This window comes from Phenylobacterium sp., from assembly GCF_030681155.1.
GTDB lineage: Bacteria > Pseudomonadota > Alphaproteobacteria > Caulobacterales > Caulobacteraceae > Phenylobacterium.
The window spans coordinates 75,262-99,835 of record NZ_JAUXXE010000021.1 but is presented as its reverse complement, the minus strand read 5'-3'; the positions used below and the strand labels follow the sequence as shown (position 1 = coordinate 99,835).

Below are 24,574 nucleotides of genomic sequence, written 5' to 3'. Positions count from 1 at the left end.
CGTGTCTCCAGATGCGGCTTTGGGGTCAGTCTTCTTCCGCGCTCTTTCCGAGCTCGGCCTTGAGGAGGAAGGCGTTCTTGACGGCGAGCGTCTCCCCGCCTTTCAGCCCCTGAAGGATGACCGCGCGCCCGCCGCTGCGCTGGCTGACGCTTACTGGCTGCACACGGAAACCGGTCGTAGTCCGCACGAACACCGCATCGCGGCCCTCAATGACCTGGACAGAGTCTTCAGGCACCACGATCCCCGCCGAGGTCGACTGGCGGGACGTAATCCGCGCCCGCACCAGCTGACCCAGCTGCAAGGCTCCCGGGCCATCTGTGAGGGTTAGGACAACAGTTGCCGACCGCGTCTCCTCGCTTACCCCGGGCGTCACCGCCCGAACAACAGCGGCCCGGGTTTCACCGCCGCTGGTTTCGACGATGGCCCGATCGCCAGGCGCGATCCGGCGCGCGTCGTTGGCCGTCACCGCCGCATCCACCTGGATGCGGGCCGGGTCGGAGACCCGGAAGAGTTCGGTCTCAGGTTGGACATAGGCGCCGAGGCTGGCCGCCATCGCGGTGACGCGGCCATTGATCGGACTGGTTACCGCCACGTAGCGCCCGTCGTTTGACACGGCCGCGGCCCCCGCCGCGGTGGAGGCCCGGCGCGCCTCGGCCTCGGCGGTCGCCAGCTCCGCCATCGCCGCTTCGTAGTCCTGTCGCGGACTGACCTTCTGCTCGTAGAGCCGCTTTTCGCGGGCCATCATGCGGCGAGCAAGATCGACCTTGGCGCTAGCGACGCTGCGGTCGGCCGAAATCTGCGCGGCCTCACGGCTCGACACCAGGGCCAGGGTTTCCCCCGCCCGTACGGGATCCCCGAGGCGCTTGGTGATCTGAACGACCGCTCCTGCAGCGCGCGCGGTCAGGACCGCCTGGCCGGTCGGCTCGGCTTCCACCGTGGCCTGGGCGACCACTTCCGACGCCAAGCCGCCCGCCAGCACGGTCTCCAGACCGACGGCAGAGGCCTGAATGCGCTCGGGTCCCATGGTCAGGGTATCAGCGCCGTGAGCCGCCGCCGGCGCCTCGGCGGCGGCCTCGGTGGGCGTGGGCTTGGGCGTGGTCAGCTTGGCTATGCCGAAGCCAACGCCTGTTGCGACGACGAGGGCAGCGCCGCCGAGCAGCCATTGCCGCTGGGAATTGGACGAAGAGGTGCGGGGCATCAGAGGTCTCCGAGGGGGCGGCCTTGCAGGCGCGCCAGGCCAGCTTCAGCGCGCAGACGCGCCAGCTGGGCTTCGATGGTCTGGGTGCGCGCTTCGGCCAGCGACCTGCGCGCATTGATGAGCTCGAGAAGCGGCGCCTTTCCGGCCTCGTATGCGACCCGTGTGAGCTGGTAGGCTTCCTGAGCGGTCTGTTCGGTCTCAACCGCCGCGCTGACCCGTGTCTGGGCCGCGTCGACCTGAAACAGCGCCGTCCGCAACTCGGCCTGGGCCTCCAGGCGTGCACGGGCTAGTCTAGCCTCGGCGGAGAGCAGTTCGCCTTGCGCTGCGGTGATGTTGCCGCGGTTCTGGTCGAACACAGGAATGGGCACGGATATCCCGGCGACGAGGGCCGTCGAGTCGTCCGCGCTAAACCGGCGGACACCGGCCGACAGGGTCACGTCGGGCACCGCCCGCGTGCGTTCGACCCGCACGCGGCGAGCGGCGGCCTCCCGTTCAGCTTCCGCGGCGATCACTGCGGGCGTGGTCAGAAGATCGACATTGCGCGCCGTAGCCGCGGCTTTGGTTAGCAAGCTGTCACCTAGGCTCGTGAAGGGCGCCGGAGATCCGGCAAGGGCGGTGAGCCGGGCGAAGGCGCTGGCCCTCGCCGCCTGTGCAGCCTCCAGGGCCGCACGGGCGCCGGTGACGGCGCTGCGCGCCTGCAGGCTGCGGAGCTCCGCCTCGCGGCCGGCGTCCACCAGCGCTTGGGAAATCCGAAGCACCTCCTCGGTGAGAGAAAGGCCCTCTTGCGCGAGGGTGACTTGCCGCTCGGCCGCCTCGGCCTCGGCATAGGCTTCCGCAAGAGCGAAGGCGTAATCGGCACGCGCCAGGCTGAATTGCGCTCGCGCCGCGGCAAGGCCAGCGCGACCGGCGGCCACCCTGGCGCCACGCTTGCCGCCGAGTTCCAGCGCCTGTCCGAACGAGAGCGTACTCTCTGCCTCGGAGCTGCCCTTATAGGGGCCGCTGCCACTGAAGTTCTCCACATCCAACCCAAGGGTCGGATTGGGGCGGGCTCGGGCTTGCTGAGCCAGACCTTCGGCCTGACGAACCTCGCCTGCCGCCTCAGCCAGTTGGGGCGCCGCAGTTTGGGCCTGCGTCAGCAGTTCGCGGAAAGAAGGTGCCGGATCGGCGGCCGCGCTGGACCCGGAGGCCAAGGCGGCAAGAATCGCCACGGTGCTGGCGGCCGCAAAACGCAGCCCGCCACGCATGAAGAGTGACATGGAATTTGGTATCCCTGAGTTTCTATGCAGTCCTGCGCGCCGATCGCCGGCGCCGCTGACGCATCAAACTCGGGGTGGTCGCTCCAGCAGGGCGGGTCGCGAGGCCTGGGCGACCGAGTCGTTCGTCGCCCACCAACTTGCGCGCAGGACATAGAGAACGAACATGGCCGGCGAACTCGCCGGCAAAGTCAGGGTATGGGCCGTGCAGTGGCCGGTGCAGAGGCTAAGAACCCGGCTCTTAACCGGGGCATCAGGTGTGGCGGGCGACTTCGCCGAAACGTCTGCCGCCGTTTGAATGGCAGGCGCGTCGTTGTCGAAACCAAGGTGCGCAGCGGATGGCGACAACATCGCGCTGAGCAGGACAGCCAACGCCACCAGCAAACTGACGACGAAGTGCGCCCCGCTAGAGACACCCACGCGCGCGCGTATCGCCTTGTTCGCGACGCGCTTCTTTGTGTGCTGAGGGAATGTCCCCATCCCAGTCATGAGCGACCTATACGTGCCCCTGAAAGCTATGGGAACACGTTATAAAGTCACGATTCCGGCCCGCCGCCGCGGCACGCGCGATCGCTTGGACGCCGAGACGACTTTGCGGTCGCGTTGCGACGCGGAGCGGCGAGTTGCGGTGGCTGACCATTTGCAGAGGCTACATGCTCCAGCCGCTGGAGGAGCAAGAAGTTTTTTCACATCTTGCGCGCCACGGCACGCCCACCGTCGACTTGCTCGCAGCTTCGCGGGTGCGCGTTGTGGCAAAGACGTTGCCATCTGCTGACGAGCGCGCTTGAGCAAACCTCTAGGCGCTAGAGGTTTGCCACACTATGTTCGTCGCCAGACGCAGGAGCGAGTTTACAATGTCGCCTCTTTCCATCGGCGCTCTGGCCAAGGCCACGGACGTCAAGGTCACAACCATACGATTCTACGAGCAAATCGGTCTGCTCCCCGAGCCCCTTCGCGCGCCAAACGATCGGCGGGTCTACGACGAGCGTACGCTGAAGCGGCTCGCGTTCATCAAACACGCTCGCCAGCTAGGCTTTGCGGTCGATGCCATCCGGACGCTGTTGCAGCTAGCCGACGACCCTGAACAACCCTGCGACCAGGCCAACGCCTTGGCGGCTGAACAGCTTGTGGCCGTCGAAAGCAAAATCGCCCGGCTGGAGGCGCTACGCGGCGAGCTTCAGCGGGTGGTGTCAGCCGCCTGCCACGGACACGTCTCAGACTGTCGGGTGATCGAGGTGCTGAGCAATCACGAGCTCTGTGCCAGCGATCACGCTGAACCTGAGGCCGCTATCGTCGCGTGATCCCGCCCTGCCCTCATAGCTATGCCCCTTTGCCCGACCCGGCGCGTGTCGAGCGAGCCCTGGTCGCAGCACGCGCGCGATGTGAACGCTCCGGCGAGACCTGGACAGAACCGCGCCATCGTACGTACGCGCTTCTAGTCGGCGCCGGAAAGCCGGTGAAGGCATACGACCTCATCCAGCAGTTTGGAGCGGGTTTGCGCCCGACCAAGCCCCCGACGGTCTATCGAAGCTTGGATTTCTTGATGGCCGTCGGCCTCGTCCAAAAAGTCGTCACGCTGGGCGCCTACATGGCCTGCCCCGAAACGCCGGAGACTGGCGGAGCCGCACTGCTCGTCTGCACCTGCTGCCACGCGGTTGAACGCCTGCCAGTCCCCGGCCCTGCCGCCGTCTCCAACGCGCCGCCGGATTTTCTCATCGAGCGGGTCTTGCTGGAGGCCAGCGGCCGTTGCCGGCGCTGCCGCTGACCTCAGACAGGTCGCCAACGCAGCAAACGGATCGCATTCAGCGTCACCAGAACGGTCGCCCCGGTGTCTGCCAAGATCGCCGGCCAGAGCCCCGTCACGCCGATGATCGTCGTCACCAGGAACACGGCCTTCAGACCCAATGCGGCTGTGATGTTTTGGTAGATATTGCGCATCGTCGCCTTAGAAAGCGCGATCATGTCAGCGACATCCGAAACACGGCCGTGGAGCGCCGCCGCGTCGGCCGTCTCGAGCGCCACGTCCGTGCCGCCGCCCATGGCGATACCGATATCCGCTGCCGCGAGCGCTGGGGCGTCGTTGATCCCGTCGCCGACCTTGGCGACGATCATCCCCTCGGCCTGAAGCGCCCGCACGATCTCGAGTTTGTCCTGAGGCATCAACTCGGCGCGCACGATGACCCCAAGATCGGCGCCGACCGCAGCAGCGGTTCGCGCATTGTCACCGGTCAGCATCACCGTCCGAATGCCGGCTGCGGCGAGACTTGCGAGGCCTTTGCGGGCGTCGGCCCGCGGCTCGTCACGTAACGCGATCAGGCCAATGGCTTGGCCACTGGCGACCAGAACCGAAACCGTCTTGCCTTCGGCGTTCATGGCGTCGATCCGAGCGGCGTGCGCAGGTTCGATCGGCGCGCGCTCCACCGCGGCCTTCGGCGATCCGAAGAAGGCTGGTTCGCCGGCGACGTTTCCGGCAATCCCCTCCCCGGCGATCGCCTGCGCCATGAAGGCCGGCGGGATCGGCAGCGCCTGCTCCTTTGCCCTGTCGAGGATGGCCACGGCAAGGGGATGGGTCGAACCGCGCTCCAGTGCCGCGGTCATCGCCAACACGGCCTGCTCGCTCCGCCGGAAGGCGACGACGTCGGTTACGACCGGTCGACCTTGGGTCAGTGTTCCGGTTTTGTCGAAGGCGACAGCCGTCACATGACGTAGGCCCTCGAGCACCGCGCCTCCCTTCAGCAGCAGGCCGCGCCTCGCGCCAGCCGACAGGCTGGCGGCGATCGCTGCGGGGGTCGAGATCACCAGAGCGCAGGGGCAGCCGATCAGCAGAACGGCAAGACCACGATAGATCCACGTCTGCCAATCCGCGCCGCCCACGAGCGGCGGGACGATAGCGACGAGTATCGCGATCAGGACCACGAACGGCGTGTAGGCTTTCGAGAACCGATCGATGAACCGCTCAGTCGGCGCCTTACTCTCTTGTGCTTCCTCCACAAGACGCACGACACGGGCGATGGTGTTGTCGGCCGCCGTCGCCGTCACCCGGATGCGCAGCACGCCTGTCGCATTGATCGTGCCGGCAAACACCACGTCGCCGACGGCCTTCGCTTTCGGCACGCTCTCCCCGGTGACCGGCGCTTCATCAATTTCGCCCGCCCCTTCGACGATTTCGCCGTCCGCAGCGATCCGCTCGCCAGGCCGGACGAGAATGGTCTCACCGACTTGCAGGAGTTCCGCGGCGACGACCCGCGTCTCGCCGCCCGCTTCGACCAGCGCGGTCTTGGGAACCAGGTCGGCCAGTTCGGAAATGCTCCGGCGCGCGCGGCTGGCCGCCAACCCCTCCAGCATTTCGCCCACCAGGAAGAATAGGACGACTGCGGCAGCTTCCTCTGTAGCTCCGATCACGACGGCCCCGACGGCGGCCACCGTCATCAGCATTTCGATGGAGAACGGACTGCCCATGCGCGCTGCCGCAAAGGCCCGCCTGGCCACCGGCACTAGGCCGACCAGAAGCGCGGCGATGAAAGCGTAGCGTTCGACGCTCGGAACCAGGCGCCCCACGCCGTAAGCAACCGCTAGCGCGAGCGCGCACAGGAGCGTCGCCCGCGCCTTGGCCGACCTCCACCAGGGGTCGGGCGCCGGACGGGACGCCGCCTCGGCGCCAGCCTCCAAGGCCGTCGCGCCAAATCCGAGTTTGCTAAGAGTCTTCGCGACAGCCGCGTCATCTACGCGATCATCGTACGCGACCGACAGGACGCCAGATTGAAAGCTGACCGCCACCTCGGAGACGCCCGGCACCCGCCGAAGCGCGGTGCCGATCTTCGCGGCGCACGCGCCACAATCCATGCCGGTGACGCGATATCGCGCCTGCGTAACGCCTCCGCTCATCGCTTCAGCCCCTAGGCTGCCGTGACTTCGAAGCCCAGCGAGGTCACAGTCTCGCGGATGACCTCCGGCGTCACCGAAGCGCTATGAAGCACGCCGACCGTGGTCTCCGGATAGTGGAGCGAGATGTCGCGCACCCCCTCAAGGCCGCGCAGGGCCTTGTCGACTTTGCTCGCGCAACCTGAACAGGTCATCCCCGTCACGGTGAGAGTGGTCGCTTGCAGTGCTTGGTCCATGTGCTGCTCCTCCATTTTAAGCAGCACCCTAATTCCTCCAGCCACTCGAGGATCAAGCGCAATTTTCGGCCCACGTTCGCGCGGACTCAGAGACGCATGCTGCCCAAAAAAGCCTGCCGCCGTCTGAGCCTATTTGCAGAGATCTACTAGGTCGTCTGGTAGCGGCATCGGCTGCTCGGCAGGGACGTTCGCGCCTCCAGTATTGCCGACCGGAAGGCGTCCCATCCAAGACAAGAGGCCTCCGGCCGTCAGTCGGACCAACTGACCTCGGACTTCGCGGGCGTCCCTCCTCCGCCAGCCGATCTTGAGCATCTCCCAATGCGCCCAACTGTGGGGCCCGGCCCATGGTTGGCCGAGGATGTGGGCCCGTTCAATCAGCCGGAATGCTTCGTCGAGGTCGCCAGCGGCTAGGGCGCGCTTTGCGGCGGATGACTCGCGTTCGAATGCCTGGCGGCGAAGGTCGGCGTCCATGCGATGGGCTCCAGTCGGCGGGATTGCGTTCCTCGGCGTAGGCACTTCACGTAGGCGCAGGCCGTTGACGAGGTCCACCAACTGGCGCGCCCGTCTTTCGAAATCGACGACCTAGGAACAGTAACCGTTCGCGGGCAAAGGAGAAGAGTTTCACACCAGTGCTGCTTCATACGGGGTCTACACGTGAGAATGGTGCTTCTCACGTCTTACTTTAGCGGCCCGAGGCCACTTCCTCTAAAAAGATCAGGCCGTGTTAGACTGACTCCCCTGCTGGCCAGTTGTCCGGGCAGCCACGATTCGCTTACGGTGCTGAGCGATCGGTATCCTTGCCGGAGGAACGTTCTCGGGAGAACCTCGTTGGCAGCTGCCAGGCGGAGCCTAAACCCTAGCGGTGCGCAGGAACTGGAAGAGTTGGCCGCAGTACTCCTCGGCTTGGGGCGCACGCCCGCCGAAGTCGGATCGATGGTCGACTTGCATGATCAGCTTCTCGAAGGTTTGTCGTCGGCTACGGTCAAGCGCCTTCGAGGCCGACTTCATGAGATGCGTGACGATCCCAATCTGTTATCGGCACTCGGTCTAGCTATGCTCGACACCAACTCGTCGAGGAAACGAATGACGCCGCTTCAGGGCAACTTTGCTTGGACCTTCGCGCGGCTCTTGGTTCGGGCGACCCATGTTCTCGGCAACCAATCATCAGCGGAGAGGTGGATTTCCGAGCCGGTCATGGCTCTGAACCGTCGCTCCCCTCTTGAGCTCATGACCACCTCAGCTGGAGCGCAGGCCGTCGATGATCAACTAACGCGGATGGAGTTAGGCGTTTACGCATGAGCGATGAGGGGGATCCCCCTGAGCCGCCTAAAGGCGGCAGCAGCTTCAGGCCACTTGGACCATCTTCAACAACTCGGTCGAAGCCATGAGCGATCGGATAGGTGCAAGCGCAGCACAGCGCCGGTCCAACGCGCCGACTGTGGGCTGAATGCCGACATAGGCAAAGCGAGAGGGAGGGCGAAGGAGAGCAAATTAGCTCTCGAAAAGGTCCCTCGACATGGCAACCCCTCCGTCCTTCTGGCCCGCACCCGACTCCTCGTGGCGGATCGCTTCTGATCTTGTCAACGTGATCAACGGCGAACTCACGAAACCGCTGCCCAGCGGAATTTCAAAGCTGGAACGACACAACCTTCTCCAGAGGAGGTTGGCGGATTTGGGCGCCCATCTTGGCCATGCTTCCCGCACAGAGGTCGAAACCGGCCATCGGAAGTTCAAACAATCCGGGAGGTTCGACGTGGTTTGGACACCCGGGAGTGGAAGTTTGCCGATCATCTTTGAAATCGACAGCTGCTGGCGCCACGAATCGCTGCTGAAGCTTGGTCGCGTAGGCGAGGAAGCGCTCAAGCTGTGGATCTACTATGGCCAACGCCCCTTCCCGCTCGAGCCTGTCGAGCCCGGCCTTCGGCGCCTAAACATTCTCCGAATTGAACCATGGCGACTAGGCGTCCAAGATGGTCATCGGGCGGTTTCGCTAGCGCCTGGTCCATGGCCGGAGGCTCTGCATCCCCGACAAGCGCCCAGCAACCGGCCGTGGCCGCACGCCGGCCGGGATCGAACGAAGCCAACCAGCTAGGATGGGTCCCGTGGACACAAAGATTGAAGCAGCGATCGCAGCGCTGGCCGCTGACATCGACACAGCGATGGCGTTGCAGACCGCTAACATCAAGGCGGTCCTTGCCTCGTGTACTACCCGTTTTGAAGGGGAGCTATTTGCTTCGGAAGCTAGGTTCCGCGGCACCTTGCGTCGGGAGGAGCGGCGCTTTCTCGTCGCAATGACTGCGGTCATCGCGATTTGCGGAGCGGCCCTATTGACCCAGTGAGCCGTCGCGCAAGGCTCCGTCGCACCATTCTCCGTTCTTCAGGCCGATCTCAGATGGTCCTATTAGCTCGACGATCGATACGATGCCCCTGAGTCCAACCTCGTATCGCCAAGTGTTCGAGGCGACCCCAATTGAGCGGATCTCGATGATCCGAGCCCGCGTTGGCGCGCGGGACGCGATGCGCATCCTGACCGAGGTGGCACGGGCAAACGGGCAAATCTTTGAGGCGCTCGGAGTGTCCAAGTCGAGCGTCAGCCGCAAGGCGGCCTCCGATCAGTTTCTTTCAAGGAGCGAGAGCGAACGCATACTCGGTCTGGCGAAACTTATCGGGCAGGTTCAATCCATGACCAATGACGCTGAGGCCGATGCTCCGGCCTGGTTGGCGACCTGGATGGCGGAGCCTGTGCCGGCGTTGGGCGGCGAGCGCCCAATCAATCTGATCGGCACAATGGAGGGGCAGACTGTTGTCTCCAACATGCTTGGGCACGTTCTTCGTGGAGGATTCGCCTAGCATCAGGAACGTCCACCGCTCTCGCGAGCGTCTATCGACACACCCGGCGCACGGGCCAACGGACGGCGATTTGCACCAGATAGCGGCAGAGCCGCCCTAGAATTTCCAGGTCTTGAGATGGGGCCCCAGATAGCCGACTTCCAGTGTCCGGGTGGCGCTGTCGAGAATAAAGTGCAGCCGGTTCCCTCTGTCGATCCAGACATGCTGCTCGTAGGTCCGCACTTCGCCAGTCGACGACCTGAAGCGCCTCTGGTCTCCATAATTATCCATCGTGAGATCGCTCTCACCATGGAAGACGAGGTTGGCGGTCTCGGGCCCTGCGGAACTGGTGTTCTGCCAGCGGCGGACGATATCGTCCAGGGCCGCCAAACGCGTAAACGCCAACGTCAGATATTCCGCCGGGAAGGTATCTATCTGCCGATCAACATCGTCGCCCCAAGCGAGACACGGGAACGCTCGACGGCGCACCGTCGCGAAATTCTGCCGTGTCATCCGCTCGCGGGCTTCCAACCGGTCGGCAACCGATAGGTCCCCTACATGGTCAGGTCGGCTAGCATGCCCCAAGTCTGCAGAACGGCCATCGCACTCGAACCGCACATGAGAGAAGCGCCACGGGTCACGGTCAAGACTTACTAGGGTGCCGCCGGTTACGACACACTGCATGGCGTCAAATCCAGCGTCGCAAATGGCAGGAAATAGGGCCTCGAACCCGTCGGCGGCCCCGGTAGGTTGTATTCTTAGAATGGCGTCGACCGTAGCGTCGTCAAGCGCATGGATCGCCGGCGCGTGGCTCTGCAGCGCGTCGAAGTAGACGGCCAACTGACGCGTTTCGTGTGATTCATAGAGATCGTTAGCGAGTTCCCCCAGCGACCGTTCCGTTCCATCTGCGTCCCGGCTGATCGCGAGATCCCAAGGCAGGGCCGGCAGCTTCAGCGGCCGATTGTCCCGGTCCGGCAGGGTGTCGAGTTCCACTAGTGTCTCGATGAGGGTGACGGTCAGGGCGAGACCGTCTGCCGCGCCCGTTCGATCAGGCAGGTTGGATGCTGCGTTGAAGACGTACTCCGACATCAGTCGCGCCTGACGGGCCTCGCCAGAAGGGCGGCGTTTCGCCGGTGCTGGTCGAAGAACCCGTCCGGCCACTCCGACAACCGCCCCTCGCTGTCGATCAGGGGCGTTCTGCGCACAGCATGCCCGCCATCGCTCAGCTGAAGAAAATGGAAAATTGCCTCGTTCTGCCCGAGGATGCCGCTGCGAACAGCCAGTCGGGCACCATCAAGGACGTGATCGCTGTGGGTCTCAATGATCACCTGAACGCCTGCGGCCGCGGCCCGGGCGCAAAGTTCGCCCATCTTGGTCTGACCGCGCGGATGCAGATGAGCTTCGGGGTTCTCGATTAACACAAGTCCGCCGGCCGGGGCTGCCAAGAGCGCCGCCAGAACCGGCAGGATGTAGCTGAGGCCGAAACCGACATTGGTCGGACGATATTCGGGTGACCGCAGCGCTCCTTCCCGTCCAAAGGAGAACGAGCCAACCGCAAGATCGGCGCTTTCCAGCCCCTTGATGTCCAGGCGGACGCCAGGGCTGATCTCGTCAAGCCAGGCCTCGATCTGATCGCGCAGGCGGTCGCCGGGCGCGTTGTCAAGGCGCCGGGCGTCCCCCGAATCTAGTATGATCGAGCCTTGATGGGCCAGAAGGGCATCGAAGACCTTGTCCCCGTGCTTGCCTACGTCGAACAAGTTCGCGCCGCCCCCACCCATTGGCAGGGCCTTGCGCGGGCCAAAACGTTCCGCGTTCAGATAGTTAAACGCTGCGATTCGGTGCTCACCGACGGGGCCTCCGTTGAAAAGGCCCAGGCCAAGCTCGGCGAGAGTGTGCGCCTCTGTCTCCGCCTCGTCGGGATTGCCCCAGGAGGCGTCCCCACTCTCGATGTCCACCAGCCAACCGGCGGTCAGGGTCCGCCCTCGGGCCTCCAACTGGAGGATGATCACATCTTCTTCGGCTCCCGAGAACAGGATGTCCCTAGCCCGGCCGAGATCGACCAGATCTCCCGACAATGAGATTTCCGGCCCCCGGAAGTCGGACCGGAGATAGATCTGGCGCAGGATCAGCAAACTCTGGATCACGCTGCTTTTGCCCGCCCCATTGATCCCGGAGAGCAGGGTCAGTTGCTTTAGAGGAATAGTTTCGTTTTCGAAACACTTGAAGTTGCCGAGGGTCAGGCTGTTGATCATGTCAGATGCCCGCCAGCGTCGCGGCGATCACGGATTGGATGGACTCGAAGCGCTTCTGGACGCGCTGGACAGTGCCGGTCGATGATGAGATCGAGACCTCGAAGAACCGATCATCCATCATTAGATGCATGAAACGCTGCCGGACTTCCGTTGCCCTTCCGACGAGCAGAGCCTGCTGTTCGTGATTTAGCACTGCGATATTTACGCTCCAGGCCTCGAACAGCGCCTTACTGACTGGCTTGCGTGCGTCTCCTGCACGGTAGCGCTTCCGGAAAGCGTCGGCGCCAAAGATGGCCGATGCGACATTCATCGCGTTGCGGAAATGTTGTGACAATTCCTCCCGCCGCTCGTCGCTCAGCGCATTGACCCTTTTCATGGCTTCACTGAGGTAGGCGTCGAGGTCGCCGCGATCGTAGGCGCGCCAGTCGTCCATGAAGAAGGCGCAGAACCGCAGGACGCATTCTTGGGCATCCATTCGGGCGTCGCTGACACGATTGTCGGTTGCGCGCAAAAACTCGCCCGATGCGGCGAGCTCCGCCAGAAACTCACGAACCGGCCCCTTGTACAGCGCGTTGCGGATTTCTTGTCCGGCGAGCGGTAAACCGCCCGTGTTCAGCCTACGGAAAATGTTGATCATCACCTCATCGGGAGTGCCCGGCTGAATGATATTTAGAACCAAGCTTGTCTCCTCGATTCTACGCTGCATAGCGCGCGGCAGATCGCTGAAGGTCATGCCCTCTAGCTGGTTCAGGTATTCGAGTCCCGAAAGCCTAAAACCGTTGGAGAGGAAGTCGTGGATGGTGGTCAGCCGCTGCAGTCCATCGACGACCGACCATAGGTCATCTTCCGTCGCGGCGACATAGAAGACGGGCAAGGGTATTCGCAGCAGTATTGACTCGATCAGTTGGCCTTTTTTGTGCAGCTTCCATAGGCGCGCGCGACGCTGGAACTCTGGGGCGAGATCAATCTCGTCATGCCGAATGCGACGGACTAATGAGTCGATCGTCCTCGGCTCGGTCGTTACTCGGATCTTGCTCGGATCGAACGGATGGGTGAGGTCGATGGTCTCGTCTCGGGTTTCCTCCTCGACGCCATGGATCTTCTCTAGATCGAGCCTCTCGTCATCAGAGATGAATCCGTCCGTCAAACCCGCATCCCCAAAGCCTCTTCACGATTAGTGCAACGCTTACAGCAAGAAAGATGGGCTGGAAATCTGCGCATCAGTTTGATGGTGCGGACGATGACTTTTTCTCCCTGATGGCCCTTCGTGGTCCGGGTCCGGTCGCGCGATGCGCCCATAAGCCATCTGCCAGCTTGGTCGGCTTCCGACGATGACGGCAATCTAGCCAATTGGCCCGTCGCCAGCGTCCTCAGCCTCGTCATCGGCCGTCCACTGCCCACCCGACGGCGACGATCAACGGCTCCGCATACCGGCGAAACTCGGCTCCTAGGGGGTGACCGCCATAGGATCAAGAAAGGACATTTGGATCGCTCCGGAGAGAAAATATTTATCGGGCAGGCACTAGGGCACTACCGACCCACCACGGCGCGCGCCGCCACGATCCAATCGTTCGGAGACTGACTGGCACAAAGGTCGAGGTCGATGGCAAGGCCACGCTCGCCAGCGAACAAGCGGCGCTGGGGCTCGGCGCACTCCTACCTATCCAGTCTTTGAGATACCCAGCGACACTAGCGCAGCAATGAAGAGCGGCAGTCAATTTAGGCCGCCACATCCTTGGACAACGCGCCTAAGGGCCTTCGTCAGCGGCGCTGCTGCCGACGAAGGTGATAAATAACGAACAAAAAATCTTCGTGAGGAAGTGGTCATGACACAAATACATACGGAAGTCATTGCAGCGCAGCGGCAGTATGCGCTTCGTGCGCTTAGCCAGAGCCTTGGTCTAGTCGTCCCCGAGGCCTTCGTCCGCGGCATCCGCCACTTGGGCTACCGGACGAACGTCGAGGCGATCGCCGAACTAGTTGACAACTCGATCCAAGCATACGCCGAAACTGTTGACATCGTCTTCGGATATGACGCGGATGAATCGACCCGGAAGCCCACGCATCTGGCCATCGTTGACGACGGCCACGGCATGGATCCAGACATGTTGCGCTTCGCAATGATGTGGGGCGGAACCCACCGCGAGAACGACCGGCACGGACTGGGACGGTTCGGCTACGGCCTGCCTTGCGCAACGGTGAGCATGGGCCGCCGTTTCACAATATACTCCAAGACAAGAGGTGCCCCGCTTTATGCGGTGACCCTTGACCTCGATAGCATCGATGCGGGGAATGCTGATGCCGAACACGAGGTGACGATTCCCGCCGCCGAGCGAGCAGAACTCCCCCACTTTCTGCACGACGCTATCGGGCGAGCCTATCCCGGCGGCTGGCAGTCCGGCACTGTGATCGTCATCGATAAACTGGACCGGCTCGACTGGACGACCTCCGCCGGTCTGCGGCGCAACCTAGTCCGCCAGTTCGGCGTCGCCTACCACAAGCTCCTGCGGGCGACGCGCGTCCATGTCGACGGAGAGCAGGTGCGCCCGATCGATCCGCTCTTTCTCGATCCCGATGCCGATCTCCACGACCTGGACGAGGACCGCGCCATCGCCCTCGATCCGGTGATCGTCAGGATCGAGGGCGACGAGGGCCGAGTGGGCGAGGTCATGCTCCGCTACGCATGGCTACCGCCCAGTTTCGCAGCGACCGACAAGACGCGCGACGCGATAGGCATCAACGCGAACACACGCTTTCCAATCATCAAGCAGTATCACGGCATCAATTTCAGCCGGAACGGACGGCTGGTTGACGTCCAGTCGCGAACGCCTTGGACGATATTCATCAACAACGACCGCTACATCCGAATAGAAATCGAGTTCTCCGCCACTCTCGACGAGGCGTTCGGGGTCACGACCTCGAAGCAGCAAGTGTCGGTCTCACCCGAGATGTGGGACCGACTTCGGGGTGCTGGCCTCCACAAAGCGATCGAGCACCTCAGAGCGAAGGTGAGGTCGGCAAAGGCGGAGCGACCCACCCGCGAACTCCAGGCCATAACGTTCTTGGCCCCGACCGCGGCGCCGCGTGGCGTCGCGGCGGCCGACGCGCTCCGCGTCCTGCTCGACGAGATCGAACGTCGCGCGTCCATTGCTACCCCGGCGCTGCGGACGGAGTACCGGGAGTTGCTGAGCGGATGGTCCAAGCGGCTGGCTGGCAACACAGCGGGATCGCCGCAATATGACAGCGGAAGGTCGAATACGCGCTGGCGTGAAACAACGGGAATTGGCATTGCTGGCGCGAGGCCACGATCAGGAGGAGGCGTCGATGAATGACCATGACGACAAACCCCGAAACGCGCGCCCGTTCGAGCCATTCCTCAACCGTAGCGAGCGCGAGGAACTGCACGGCCTCCTCGACTTCAGCGGTCCGACGCCGCGGCAGTTCGCCGACAGGCTGCGCAGCCTCGCGCGCAGTTCCATCGACGAAGGCGACAGCACCAAGCTGAGGGCCGTGTGCCTTCTCGTTGCGGACCTCTTCGACCAGGGCTGGCAGGTCTCGCTCAGGAAGGGCGCGCTGCTCTGCGAGCCGCCGAGCATCGACCGCCACGATGACCAAACGGTCGAGGACGTAAAGCAGCGGATCCGAGCGGCGCTGCAGGCATCGCGCCGCCGGCAACTCGAGGAGCCGTCCGTCGCGAGCTTCATCCGACGGATGGAGCGCCGGACGCTCCGCCCGCAGGGGCGAACCTCGGTGCTCGAGTTGATAGACAACGGCGACCAACTCGCCGACCAGTTGGAGCGGATCAGCAAACTGGCCGAACATGAACGGGAGGCGGCGCTCGCCCGCGTGATCGATCCCGTGGTCGAGATCTGCCATTCGGGCACTCGGTGCGCCGATACCGGCCTGCCGCTGAACGACATTTGGCGGTACTTCCGGCACACCTGGGCGCATGAGTACCGCCCAATACCCGGCCGCCAGCTACTCGTGCTCGTTCGCAACGCCGCCCGGCCCAACCGCCCGGTGATCGGCATCGCGATGCTGGCGAGCCCGGTGATGCGCTTGACCGCCCGCGACAACTGGATCGGCTGGCTTCGCGGCGCGATGGAGGCCAACCTCGATTCCGGCATTTGGGACGCGTCGGCCGTCGCCCAGGCGATGGCTGAGAAACTGGACGCGTCGATCGCCGAGGTTCGCTGGGACGACCTCGTCACCGCCGACGAAATCGAGACGCCGGTGGAGAACACCGTGCTGCGGCTTGAACAAAAGGCATCCGGCGCGACGTTCGCCCGCGAACTCGAACTCCGCGCCCACTACGAGACGAGCATGAAGCAGGATGGACGAGTTCCCCCGCTGCGCGGTGCCGTGAAGGCAGCCGATCCCGCGACGGACTGGCGGGCGGCATCCGAGGACCTCCTATTTGTGCGAAAACGCGCTGAACTCCTCGCCCAACTCCTGTCGGCCAAGCAGACGTTTCGCGCCGCCGACCTCGTCGGCAAGCCCGAGGAAGCACTGGCGCAACTGCTCTCGGCGAAAAGCGGTCAGCGTGCGATTGACATCGTGCTCGCCGAGTTCCGCAAGGCCGGCCTATCGAGCCGCGTCGCCGATGTGAGCATCTGCGGCGCCGTCGCGCCCTACAACGAGTTGCTTGGCGGCAAGCTCGTCGCGCTGCTCCTCGCATCGAGTGAGGTGCGCGCCCATTACGCCGAGCGATATGGCGGACAGGTGAGCGTCATCGCCTCCCAAATGGCGGGCCGCGCCGTCTCGAAGCCGGCGGACCTTCGGTTGCTGACCACCACGAGCCTCTACGGCGTCGGCTCGAGCCAATACAACAGGCTTGCCCTGCGCTCGGCCGAGCATCCAGGTCTCGACCACGACCTGCGGTGGGACTCGATCGGCAAGAGCAAGACGGGTGGGTTCGGGACGCTGCATCTCGGCGCCGACACCGCCCACGCGCTTAGGCAGATGGCGCAGAGCGTGCACACGTTGCGCCGGATCAACAACCGCTTCGGCGAGGGCACTAGCCCGCGCCTGCGCCAGATCAGGGAGGGCCTCGATGCCCTCGGCATCGACAGCGACGCCATCCTCCACCACAACACGCCCCGCCTTTTCTACATCTGTGAATTCGGCTCGGGCTCGCGTGGCTCGCTCATGGGAATGGAGAGCGAGGAATTCCGCGCGTCGCCGGTCTCGGCCATCGCCGCGGCGTGGCGTCGGCGGTGGCTCGACGGCCGCGCCAGGCGCCCCGAAACGCTCAGCGCGTTACGCGCGCTCGGCCCGGCGACCATCCAGCGCAGCCTGCACCCGACCGAGGCCCACCACCTGTCGGAGTTGACCGACTAGGCACCCGCAGAGGGAAGCTCGATCCATTCGACGAAGTCGGGATGCCAGTCGGCGACACGCCGAAGCACACCACGCAGCGGACCGGGTGCCGTCCCTAGTCCGATCACCAGCGTGTCCATCGCGCGGGTCAGCGGTATCATCACCCAGCGTGCGGCGTGGCGCGCGGCCGCCTCCTCGCGCGTTTCGATCAACGGATCGTGGTCGTGCCCTTCAGTCTCCCACTGGCGCGCCTTGTAATCCCATAACTGATCGAGATCGTAGTTGACCACCGACCAGCCCTCCAGGCCTCGGCAGGAGTCGTACTGCACAAACCGCAGTTCCTCCCGGTCAGTCGGATATGCCTCGCGGACGTCGCGCGCGGTCCCATCCCACACCTTGCCGCCGACGCTGGAATAAGCCTCAGCCGCCCTGCATCCCAGACCGTGGGCCGTCCTCACGAGCGATCCCGGCGGCACGCAGGCGAGCATGTCGACCGGGAAGTTGCCAAGCTTGCGGGCCTCGCCGACCAAGCCGGCGATCCGATCGGGCTGGGTGCTGAGATCGCCGTCGTAAATGATGACCCTGCCACCGCCTGCGTCCGCATTGGGCTCCAGGTCCCAGTCCTCCAATCCAAGGCACATGGCGACGTCGGCCACGAACGACGCGACATTCGCCTTCATGCGCAAGCACTTCCTCAGACGACGGGTCTTGGAATCCCCCTTCCGCAGGCCGGACGTCCAGTCGGCCACGGAATCCCGGACATATTGGTCGACGCCGTCGGACACGACGAGGCGCGTTGGCCCATAGACCGCGTTCAGGATGGCGATCTCGTCACCGGGCCAGTCCTGCCCCTCATCCACGAGCAACAGATCCCAGTCGAATTCGGTGGCATCAGCGCGCATCATCTCGCCTAGATCCTCGGCGGTGACGGTCCCGCTACGCATATAGTCCAGCAGGGTCACCTTGTGCGCCTCGTAGTCTTCGAGAAAGCCCTCATAGCCGTCGATCACGCCTAGCTTGAGCATCAGCCGGCCGATGAAGCCGTGTACTGTCTCGATCGCCACCGCGCCCTTCTCGATGTCGCGCGGTACCCCGAGCAGAGACATCGTGCGCCGCATGTCCGCCACGAGCGCTTTGTTGAAGGTGAGGACAAGCGAGCGCTGACCCGCTTGGTCGAAGGCCCGGTAAGCCATTTGCAGCAGGATCACCGTCTTGCCGACTCCTCCCCGGCCCTTCAACAGGACCTGCCGCTCGCCGAGATCCTCCAGCCAGGCTTCGGGCAGCGCCGCCTTCGCAATGATGTCCATGCGGCGACGGTCCAGCGGCGACGGCTCGAGAGTTGCGAAGAGCGGCGAGGTTGGAGCGAGCAAGCGAGTAAATGCCTCCTCGTTCCCGTAGGACAGCGTCACCCGCTTGTCGGGCTCGCGCGGGCCGGCCACCTGACCGAGCACATTAAGCAGCCGCTCGAAGCTCGTATCGCTAGCGATGCAGACGTTGGGACGCGGAGGTAGGTCGCGTTCCTTCAGCCCGGTGAACAGGACTAGATTCTGGACGTGGACCTGGTCGAGCCCGAAGCGATCGAGCCACCTCTTGAACTCGAACATCTGTGTCCGGTTCTTCTCGGTGACGCACTCCCACGACTCTGCGCCATTGCGCGCATACCTCACGAACGCGGCGGCATTCTCGAAGCGCACGCCCGATGCGTCGTGGGATTTGACCTCGATGACCAGCGCGAAATTTCGCACGCGCGCCGACCTCGGCGTGAACGCCTCGCCATCACGCGAGTAGAACTTCCACTCCGGATCGAAGTCGCGCGGGGTCTCGAACGACCCAATCACGACCAGATCGAGATCCTCGAGTTTCTGACCATGCATCTTCAAGCCGACGAAGATCCGCACCGTGTCGGTCCGGCTGCGCGCGAGGTCGGGCCATAGATCGAGCATGCGCCGCTCGAGGCGCTTGGCGGCAGCATACTCGTCGCCCTCAGTAACGCCGGTGATCTCGATCACACGTCGCCCCCGCGAACCGCATCCGCGAACGTCATGCCAGAACCTGCTCCTCGACCTTTCGGGTCGCCGTCGGCAGATTGCCCCGCACGAGCAGTTCGTTGACCGGAACGACCTCGCCGTCCCATTTCTCGCGCATCTCCGCGAGGCGGGGATCGGAAGGGTGCTCCTCTGTGAGCGGTCCGGCGAGCGCGATAACCGTCTGGACGCCGTCAGACCTAGTGGCGAGGATCGGGACTGTCACGTCGCCCATGCCCGGCACGCTCACGACCGCATTCCGCTGGTAAGTGACACCGCGGTCGGCATTGCGCTCGAGATCGAGCATCAGGACCTTCGTAGATGCATCGATACGCTCAGGATTGAAGGGCTGCATGTGGTCGGTGAGCAGGAACTCGACCAACTCCGCGCCGACATGCCGATCGAGTTGGCCGTGCTCGAACTTGTTCTTGAAGCTTCGCAGGCACCGGTAGCACGAGGAATCGCAGTCCTCGCGGCAGGTTTTCATGATGATCAGCGCGCGCTGGAAGAGCTCCAGACCGCGGTCCGCGAGTTGCCGCGAGAACCCAGCACCGCCGGGAAGCGTGTCGTAGAGGAATATCTCCGCCTCCAGCCCGACCTTCCCCGCCTGAGTCAGCGCCGGTCGGTACTCGGCCATCAGTTCACCAGGCTCGACCTCAAGCATCGCGCACGCCGCCTTGGCGAGCGCCTCGCTGACTGTCCTCAGCGCCACGTCGGTCGGGAAGTAGCCCGGCTTGAGTTTCAGCGGGGCCTCCACCCGGATAGAGAACAGAGCGATGTCCGTGATGAAGTCGGTCCCAAGCACGATGTGTCTCGACGTGCGCGATCCGGGGCATGTCGGCTCCTTGTGGGGAAATGGCTTCAAATGGGGACTGAAGATCGACGCCGACCCCTCCGCCGAGGACTCGATGAGGCCGCATAGTGTGCAGTAGTTGTAACCCTCCTGCTTCGGGCCAGTGTTTGAGACGAGGAGGTGCTGACGGTTGGGCATCGCGCGGATGCGGTCATTCGCCCAGATCCACTTTTCGTCGTCCGCTGGCGTCGGCATCACCAGCTTCGCCCTCGTGGCATAGCTGGTCTCCGGCATGTCATCCGGTGACGTCACCTCCTCCATCTCCAGCGGATGAGCGAAGCCCGGTGGGCGGAGCCAATAACGCGCGGGGCCGAAGGTCTCCAGGGACCCACAGGCATAGCAGTCTGATACGTGGTTGTGGCCGAGTCCTTGGTCGATCTTCACCGTCTCGGCGAAACCGCACTCGGTGCATTCGCGATAGAGGCGTCGGTTCTGCCAGGCATCGAAGCGGTCCTCGGGCATCTGCGAGTGGACGGCGCCCGACGTGTAGCACTTGCCCGAGATCCAGACCTGCTTGCCCGGCGCGTACTGCGACAGGGCCACCGGCAGTCCTTGCGACGGCGCGAACTTCATAACGTGCCGGTATGGCGTCGATCGCTCCTTGTCGAAGACGCTGAAGGTCGCGACATCGGTCGGGAAGGCGTAGCGCGGCAGCACTCCCTTGTAGAGTAGACGGTCAAGCAACTTACCGGTTAGCGCCTTCACCGGCGGGGCCTCCTCGCCCACCTCATCCGGCATCTCGACGCCTTCCTCGTCGGCATCATCTTCCTTCTCGAACCGCTCACCGCCCACGGAATCGTTGGCGATCGCCTTGTCGACCTCGTCCGAGCAGTCGTCGACCATCTCATCCAACAGCGCCTCGCGGACCTCTCCGACTAGTTCCTCGGGGATCCAGGACGCCACGCGCTCGCGGAGTTCCGCCTCATTCTCGATGAGCCAAGCCTTGAAGTCCCCGGCGTTCAACGTCGCGCCCGCCAACTTGAATTCCTCGACCGAACCGAGGACCGAGAAGAGGTCCGGGTTGGCGTTGGGGTCAAAGACCGGGATCCGCACCTGATGATACGCCTGCAGGAGGTAGGCGCGGATATGGCGCTTCACGATATCCGGATTGTCGAGCGTAAGCTTGGGGTCAATCACCTTCCCCGAGATCATTTCCTTGGGTTCGCTGAAGTAGTGCTCATCGTGGCTATCGGCACTACCGAACGCGACGACGGTCGCAACCGCGTTGCCGCGGCGGCCAGCGCGGCCGGCTCGCTGCTGGTAGTTAGCCCGGCCGGGGGGCATGTTGCGCAGCGCGACGCCCGACAGGGCGCCGATGTCGATCCCAACCTCCATCGTAGTCGTGCTCGACAATACGTCGATAGCCGTGTGCTGGCCGCCAGATGGACCCCAATCGAGTTCAACATCCTGGAACAAGAGTTCGTTCTCCTCCGCCTTTGAGAAGACGTCATCGCTCTGCGGCGCGTTCAACTGGGCGGTGTGCTCCGCCGCGATGAGGGCCATCGGCGCCTCGCGCGGCGTGCTTAGGGCCCCCAACACCGGGCTACGGTAGTAGCCCTTGCGTGCGACGAACACGCGGTCATTGAGCGGGTCCAGTTCCACCACCGCATCGCTCCCGCAATCGAGGCAGCGCGGGATAGTGCGGACCGGCCGATGAACCGACTTGCAGTCGGTGCACCTGCGCCAATCACCGTCCAGTTCGAGCGAGAGATTCTGGCCCATGAGACGGCGTGCCCCCCCGCCCTGGTCCTGGGTAAAGATGTCCAGCAGTGGCTTGGTCCAGCTCTTGAACGCCTTCCGGGCGGCCGGGTCCTTGAGCGCGGCATCCATCGCCTTGAAGGTGCCCTTGCGCGAGCCGACGCTGGTCCCCCGTCCCCGGGGCCGCTTGTACCAGGTGCTAGGCATCGAATTCAGCCAGAAGCCGACCGGCCGCCAGCAGCGGAGCCAGGCACGCGCCAGCGCGACCTTGTCCTCGTCATTCTCCGCAACGCCTGGGATATCCGGCAGCGCGTGCAGATCCTTCGTCTTGTTGGCTCGCTCGCGGATCGAAGCGAGCGCGAGCGCCTCGAGGCCGAGATACCGGTCCTGGACGGTCTTCACGATGTCGTCGAGCAGCGCTGCCGGCGGCACCTCAGTCTTCGTTTCTATCCAGAGCATCGCCAGCCTAGCGTCATCGGTCTCGGCCTTCTCGGCGACCGCCTTCTCGACCGCCTCCTCGGCGGTGGAGAAGTTCTCCCCAGACTTCAGTTCAGGACGCAGGCGGACACCCAGCACCTTCGATGCCAGCAGCACCGACAGATAAAGCTCGTCGAGGCTCAGCAGCGGCTGGATCATCGCCGGCTGCGAGAGACGGCCATAACCCCAGATGATGAGAGACCTCAGCGCGTCCCGGACGGAATACATCTGCAAGTTCGGCGCGAGGCGAGCGGCCACCTGGCGAGAGTCCGAGAAGACGAGAACCTTGCGGCCACGGAGCGGGGCGAACGCCGAAGGCGCCTGCTTGCCCGGCGGCTGCACCGCCAGTTGACGCGCCACCAGCGCCTGGAAGGGCTGGTCGCCCTTCGTCTGGTGGTCCTGGACGGTCGTCCTGCCGCTGGCGGTCTCACCACACACTGCGCACGGCACGAATTGCCCCCGACGATCCGCGCTGTCATCCGCCTTGCCGACTTCGTCATCGTCGTCGTCCTCGACTGCGGGCGAGATTCTGTCCTTGCGGATATACACCATGCGCGTCCGCCGGCCCGCGGACAGTCGCCCGGTATCAAGGTCGTACTCGGCGAGTTCGGCCAGATCGCTCTTCTTCGGCGTTTCGAGTAGCAGGTCGAGATCGAGCAGCGGAAGGGTCTCGACGTCTGGCATCCGCAGCCGCCGCCCCGGCTCAGACCAGAGGACGTCTGGTGAATCGAGGTCGTCGGAATAGGCCCTGGCGTGTGCCGATCCGCAGTTGCGGCAGGTGAAGAACTCGAGCACCCTCGATCCGCAGCCGCACACTTCGTGCGGCTGACTATACATCATGCCGCAGATGCCGTTGCGATCCTCCTCGGCCAACCCGGTGCAGTCGGGGTCCATGCAAACCCACAACCCAGGAAGGCCGCGGTAGAAGTTGTGCACACGGCAAGGCAGCGGACCGGAGGCGTCGGGCTGCTCACGTGCGACGCTCCCAACGGCAAGCAGCGCCGTCACAGCGCTGTCCGCGATGTTCGGGGTATCCGGAAACAGCCTGGAACCGAGCTCGGCGACGGGCTGCGCGGCGCCCATAGTCTCGTTTACGAGCAGGCCGAGTGGGGGAAAGGCCTTGAGTGCCTCGAAGAGGTCACGCTCAATGCCGGCGCTGGGCGCCACGCCCCGATGCGCAAGGAAACCCGCGACAGACGCCGCGCGGTCGGCCTCATCCGCCGAATAGAAGAGTTCGAGATCGAGACCGGCCAGCACGTCGGCATCGGCCTTGGTGCCGGGCGCGGCGTGGGCCCGCATATCGAAGGTGCCCGTGATGGGGACGAAGCTCTCAGCCGGCACGCCGCCTAGCTGCGCGCCGAACTCGGTCGCGTAGACCTTGCCCTCAAAGCTCGCGGTGGCACAGATCACCTGGAACCTGTCAGCCGGAATCTCTAGCCGATCGCGAAGGCGGCGCAACAGAAGCCCAACCTCGGCGCCGGCCGCGCCCCGGTACAGGTGGGCCTCGTCGAGCACGACCGTGAACTTTTCGTTCGGATTGGCCGCCAGCCAGCCCCGAGTGGCGTCGAAGATCGACCGCTCGATCGGCCGCATCATCATGTACTCGAGCATCGAGTAGTTCGTGACCATGAGGTCCGGGCAGGTCTCCTGCACCTCGTGGCGCGTGATGAGCTCGGAATCACCATCCAATGTGACGGCTCGGAGGAAGTCGCCGGTTTTGGGGTCGACCCAGCGCGCGCCCTTCGCCCCATACCACCTGTCGAGATCAGGCTTCGCCGGCCACTTGCCCCGGTCCTGTAACTGATCGCGCAGGCGAGCGGCCGCCTTCTGCTGATCGGATGCCGGCCCCGACGCATGGCGCTCGATTTCGACGTAAAAGTCTCCGAACGAGGCGAGCTTGCGGCCGTCCTTCTTCCCCGACCGGACGCCGGCATAGGGAGTCCGGCTAGTGTAGCGGGCGAAGCGCGGCGGACGTCCTGCCCACTTCGTGAACTGCGCAACGAGTTCCGGGTCGCCGAAGATGGCGCGCAGACGGCCCAACTGGTCGTTTACGAGCGCGTTCATTGGATAGAGCAGGAGCGCGCGCATAGCCGGCCGCCCAAACGAAACCGGACGCTCAGCCGCCTCGCGCGCGAATTTGCCGAGGATCGGTAGCAGGAAGGATTCCGTCTTACCGGAGCCTGTCCCAGTCATGATCATGAGGTTGCGCCCCTCGACGAGGGCGTGGCCGAGGGCATCGGCCTGATGGCGATAGGGGGGATCGAAAAGCAGCCGCGGACGATCCTTCCGGACGCCCGACAGCATTTCGTAGATCGTGCGTGCCGAGGTCGGCAGTCCGGCCAAGTCCCGGAACTTCGCGCCCACCTGATAGCGCGCGGTTGTCTCAAGGAACGGCTCCTGATGGGTTACGCCTGTCCGATTGAGCAGCCTGCGCCGCTGATTGATGAGCGCTTCGTCACCAATGTGGTAGGTGGCCTCGATGTATTCTTTCAGCGAGGAATGGAGACGATCAATGGTCTCCTGGATTGTTCTCGCCATCTTAGTAACGCGTCC

18 protein-coding genes are annotated in these 24,574 nt (G+C 64.1%); 7 read left to right on the top strand and 11 right to left on the bottom strand.

The genetic code is table 11. The features are described 5' to 3' along the window. Positions 1 to 25: 25 nt before the first annotated feature. From Q8M13_RS04750 to Q8M13_RS04740, 3 genes are all read right to left on the bottom strand, one after another. Entirely contained in the window at positions 26 to 1,198 is a 1,173-nt protein-coding gene (locus Q8M13_RS04750) for an efflux RND transporter periplasmic adaptor subunit (RefSeq protein ID WP_305298537.1), read from the bottom strand. Further along, positions 1,198 to 2,454 carry a TolC family protein gene (locus Q8M13_RS04745; RefSeq protein WP_305298536.1) on the bottom strand — a complete coding sequence of 419 codons (1,257 nt, stop codon included), beginning with the start codon at positions 2,452 to 2,454 and terminating at the stop codon, positions 1,198 to 1,200. The genes Q8M13_RS04750 and Q8M13_RS04745 overlap by 1 nt, the downstream gene beginning before the upstream one ends. Before the next feature lie 63 nt (positions 2,455 to 2,517). After that, positions 2,518 to 2,871: a hypothetical protein gene (locus Q8M13_RS04740; protein ID WP_305298535.1), complete on the bottom strand. Its 354-nt coding sequence runs from the start codon at positions 2,869 to 2,871 to the stop codon at positions 2,518 to 2,520. A 434-nt stretch (positions 2,872 to 3,305) separates the two neighbouring features. On the opposite strand from Q8M13_RS04740, the gene Q8M13_RS04735 reads away from it, so the two are divergent. Beyond that, positions 3,306 to 3,752, top strand: a complete 447-nt coding sequence (locus Q8M13_RS04735; RefSeq protein ID WP_305298534.1) for a helix-turn-helix domain-containing protein — start codon at positions 3,306 to 3,308, stop codon at positions 3,750 to 3,752. Between the two features lie 242 nt (positions 3,753 to 3,994). Continuing rightward, positions 3,995 to 4,216 carry a hypothetical protein gene (locus Q8M13_RS04730; RefSeq protein WP_305298533.1) on the top strand — a complete coding sequence of 74 codons (222 nt, stop codon included), beginning with the start codon at positions 3,995 to 3,997 and terminating at the stop codon, positions 4,214 to 4,216. A 2-nt stretch (positions 4,217 to 4,218) separates the two neighbouring features. Here Q8M13_RS04730 and Q8M13_RS04725 read toward each other — a convergent pair whose 3' ends face one another. The 3 genes from Q8M13_RS04725 to Q8M13_RS20965 form a co-directional block, all read right to left on the bottom strand. Further along, a complete protein-coding gene (locus Q8M13_RS04725) occupies positions 4,219 to 6,336 on the bottom strand; it encodes a heavy metal translocating P-type ATPase (RefSeq protein ID WP_305298532.1) in 2,118 nt (705 codons plus the stop codon). An 11-nt stretch (positions 6,337 to 6,347) separates the two neighbouring features. After that, entirely contained in the window at positions 6,348 to 6,569 is a 222-nt protein-coding gene (locus tag Q8M13_RS04720; RefSeq protein WP_305298530.1) for a heavy metal-associated domain-containing protein, read from the bottom strand. Between the two features lie 129 nt (positions 6,570 to 6,698). Continuing rightward, a complete protein-coding gene (locus Q8M13_RS20965) occupies positions 6,699 to 7,040 on the bottom strand; it encodes a DUF3703 domain-containing protein (protein ID WP_370869956.1) in 342 nt (113 codons plus the stop codon). Between the two features lie 411 nt (positions 7,041 to 7,451). Here Q8M13_RS20965 and Q8M13_RS04715 point away from each other — a divergent pair, with 411 nt between their 5' ends. The 3 genes from Q8M13_RS04715 (at position 7,452) to Q8M13_RS04705 (ending at position 9,419) form a co-directional block, all read left to right on the top strand. After that, the gene (locus tag Q8M13_RS04715; protein ID WP_305298529.1) at positions 7,452 to 7,868 is read left to right on the top strand and encodes an antitoxin Xre/MbcA/ParS toxin-binding domain-containing protein; all 417 of its coding nucleotides are present in this window, start codon (positions 7,452 to 7,454) and stop codon (positions 7,866 to 7,868) included. 803 nt (positions 7,869 to 8,671) lie between these two features. Then, complete coding sequence (locus tag Q8M13_RS04710; protein ID WP_305298528.1) at positions 8,672 to 8,908, top strand: hypothetical protein; 237 nt, start codon at positions 8,672 to 8,674, stop codon at positions 8,906 to 8,908. A gap of 82 nt (positions 8,909 to 8,990) precedes the next feature. Continuing rightward, complete coding sequence (locus tag Q8M13_RS04705) at positions 8,991 to 9,419, top strand: antitoxin Xre-like helix-turn-helix domain-containing protein (RefSeq protein WP_370869955.1); 429 nt, start codon at positions 8,991 to 8,993, stop codon at positions 9,417 to 9,419. 96 nt (positions 9,420 to 9,515) lie between these two features. On the opposite strand, the gene Q8M13_RS04700 is transcribed toward Q8M13_RS04705, so the two are convergent. Genes Q8M13_RS04700 through Q8M13_RS04690 form a run of 3 tightly spaced genes read right to left on the bottom strand, consistent with a single transcriptional unit; the run spans position 9,516 to position 12,797 of the window. After that, positions 9,516 to 10,487 carry a hypothetical protein gene (locus tag Q8M13_RS04700; protein WP_305298526.1) on the bottom strand — a complete coding sequence of 324 codons (972 nt, stop codon included), beginning with the start codon at positions 10,485 to 10,487 and terminating at the stop codon, positions 9,516 to 9,518. Next, the gene (locus Q8M13_RS04695) at positions 10,487 to 11,650 is read right to left on the bottom strand and encodes a DUF3696 domain-containing protein (protein ID WP_305298525.1); all 1,164 of its coding nucleotides are present in this window, start codon (positions 11,648 to 11,650) and stop codon (positions 10,487 to 10,489) included. The genes Q8M13_RS04700 and Q8M13_RS04695 overlap by 1 nt, the downstream gene beginning before the upstream one ends. Position 11,651: 1 nt before the next feature. Beyond that, positions 11,652 to 12,797 (bottom strand): DUF262 domain-containing protein, encoded by a 1,146-nt coding sequence (locus tag Q8M13_RS04690; RefSeq protein ID WP_305298524.1) that lies wholly within the window; start codon positions 12,795 to 12,797, stop codon positions 11,652 to 11,654. A gap of 679 nt (positions 12,798 to 13,476) precedes the next feature. Here Q8M13_RS04690 and Q8M13_RS04685 point away from each other — a divergent pair. Further along, entirely contained in the window at positions 13,477 to 14,982 is a 1,506-nt protein-coding gene (locus Q8M13_RS04685; RefSeq protein ID WP_305298523.1) for an ATP-binding protein, read from the top strand. Then, entirely contained in the window at positions 14,975 to 16,990 is a 2,016-nt protein-coding gene (locus tag Q8M13_RS04680) for a Druantia anti-phage system protein DruA (protein WP_305298522.1), read from the top strand. Before Q8M13_RS04685 ends, Q8M13_RS04680 begins: the two co-directional genes overlap by 8 nt. Here Q8M13_RS04680 and Q8M13_RS04675 read toward each other — a convergent pair. Then, the gene (locus Q8M13_RS04675; protein ID WP_305298521.1) at positions 16,987 to 18,978 is read right to left on the bottom strand and encodes a DNA/RNA helicase domain-containing protein; all 1,992 of its coding nucleotides are present in this window, start codon (positions 18,976 to 18,978) and stop codon (positions 16,987 to 16,989) included. The two genes, Q8M13_RS04680 and Q8M13_RS04675, sit on opposite strands and share 4 nt — an antisense overlap. Positions 18,979 to 19,009: 31 nt before the next feature. Next, positions 19,010 to 24,559: a DEAD/DEAH box helicase gene (locus Q8M13_RS04670; protein ID WP_305298520.1), complete on the bottom strand. Its 5,550-nt coding sequence runs from the start codon at positions 24,557 to 24,559 to the stop codon at positions 19,010 to 19,012. Positions 24,560 to 24,574: the final 15 nt, after the last annotated feature.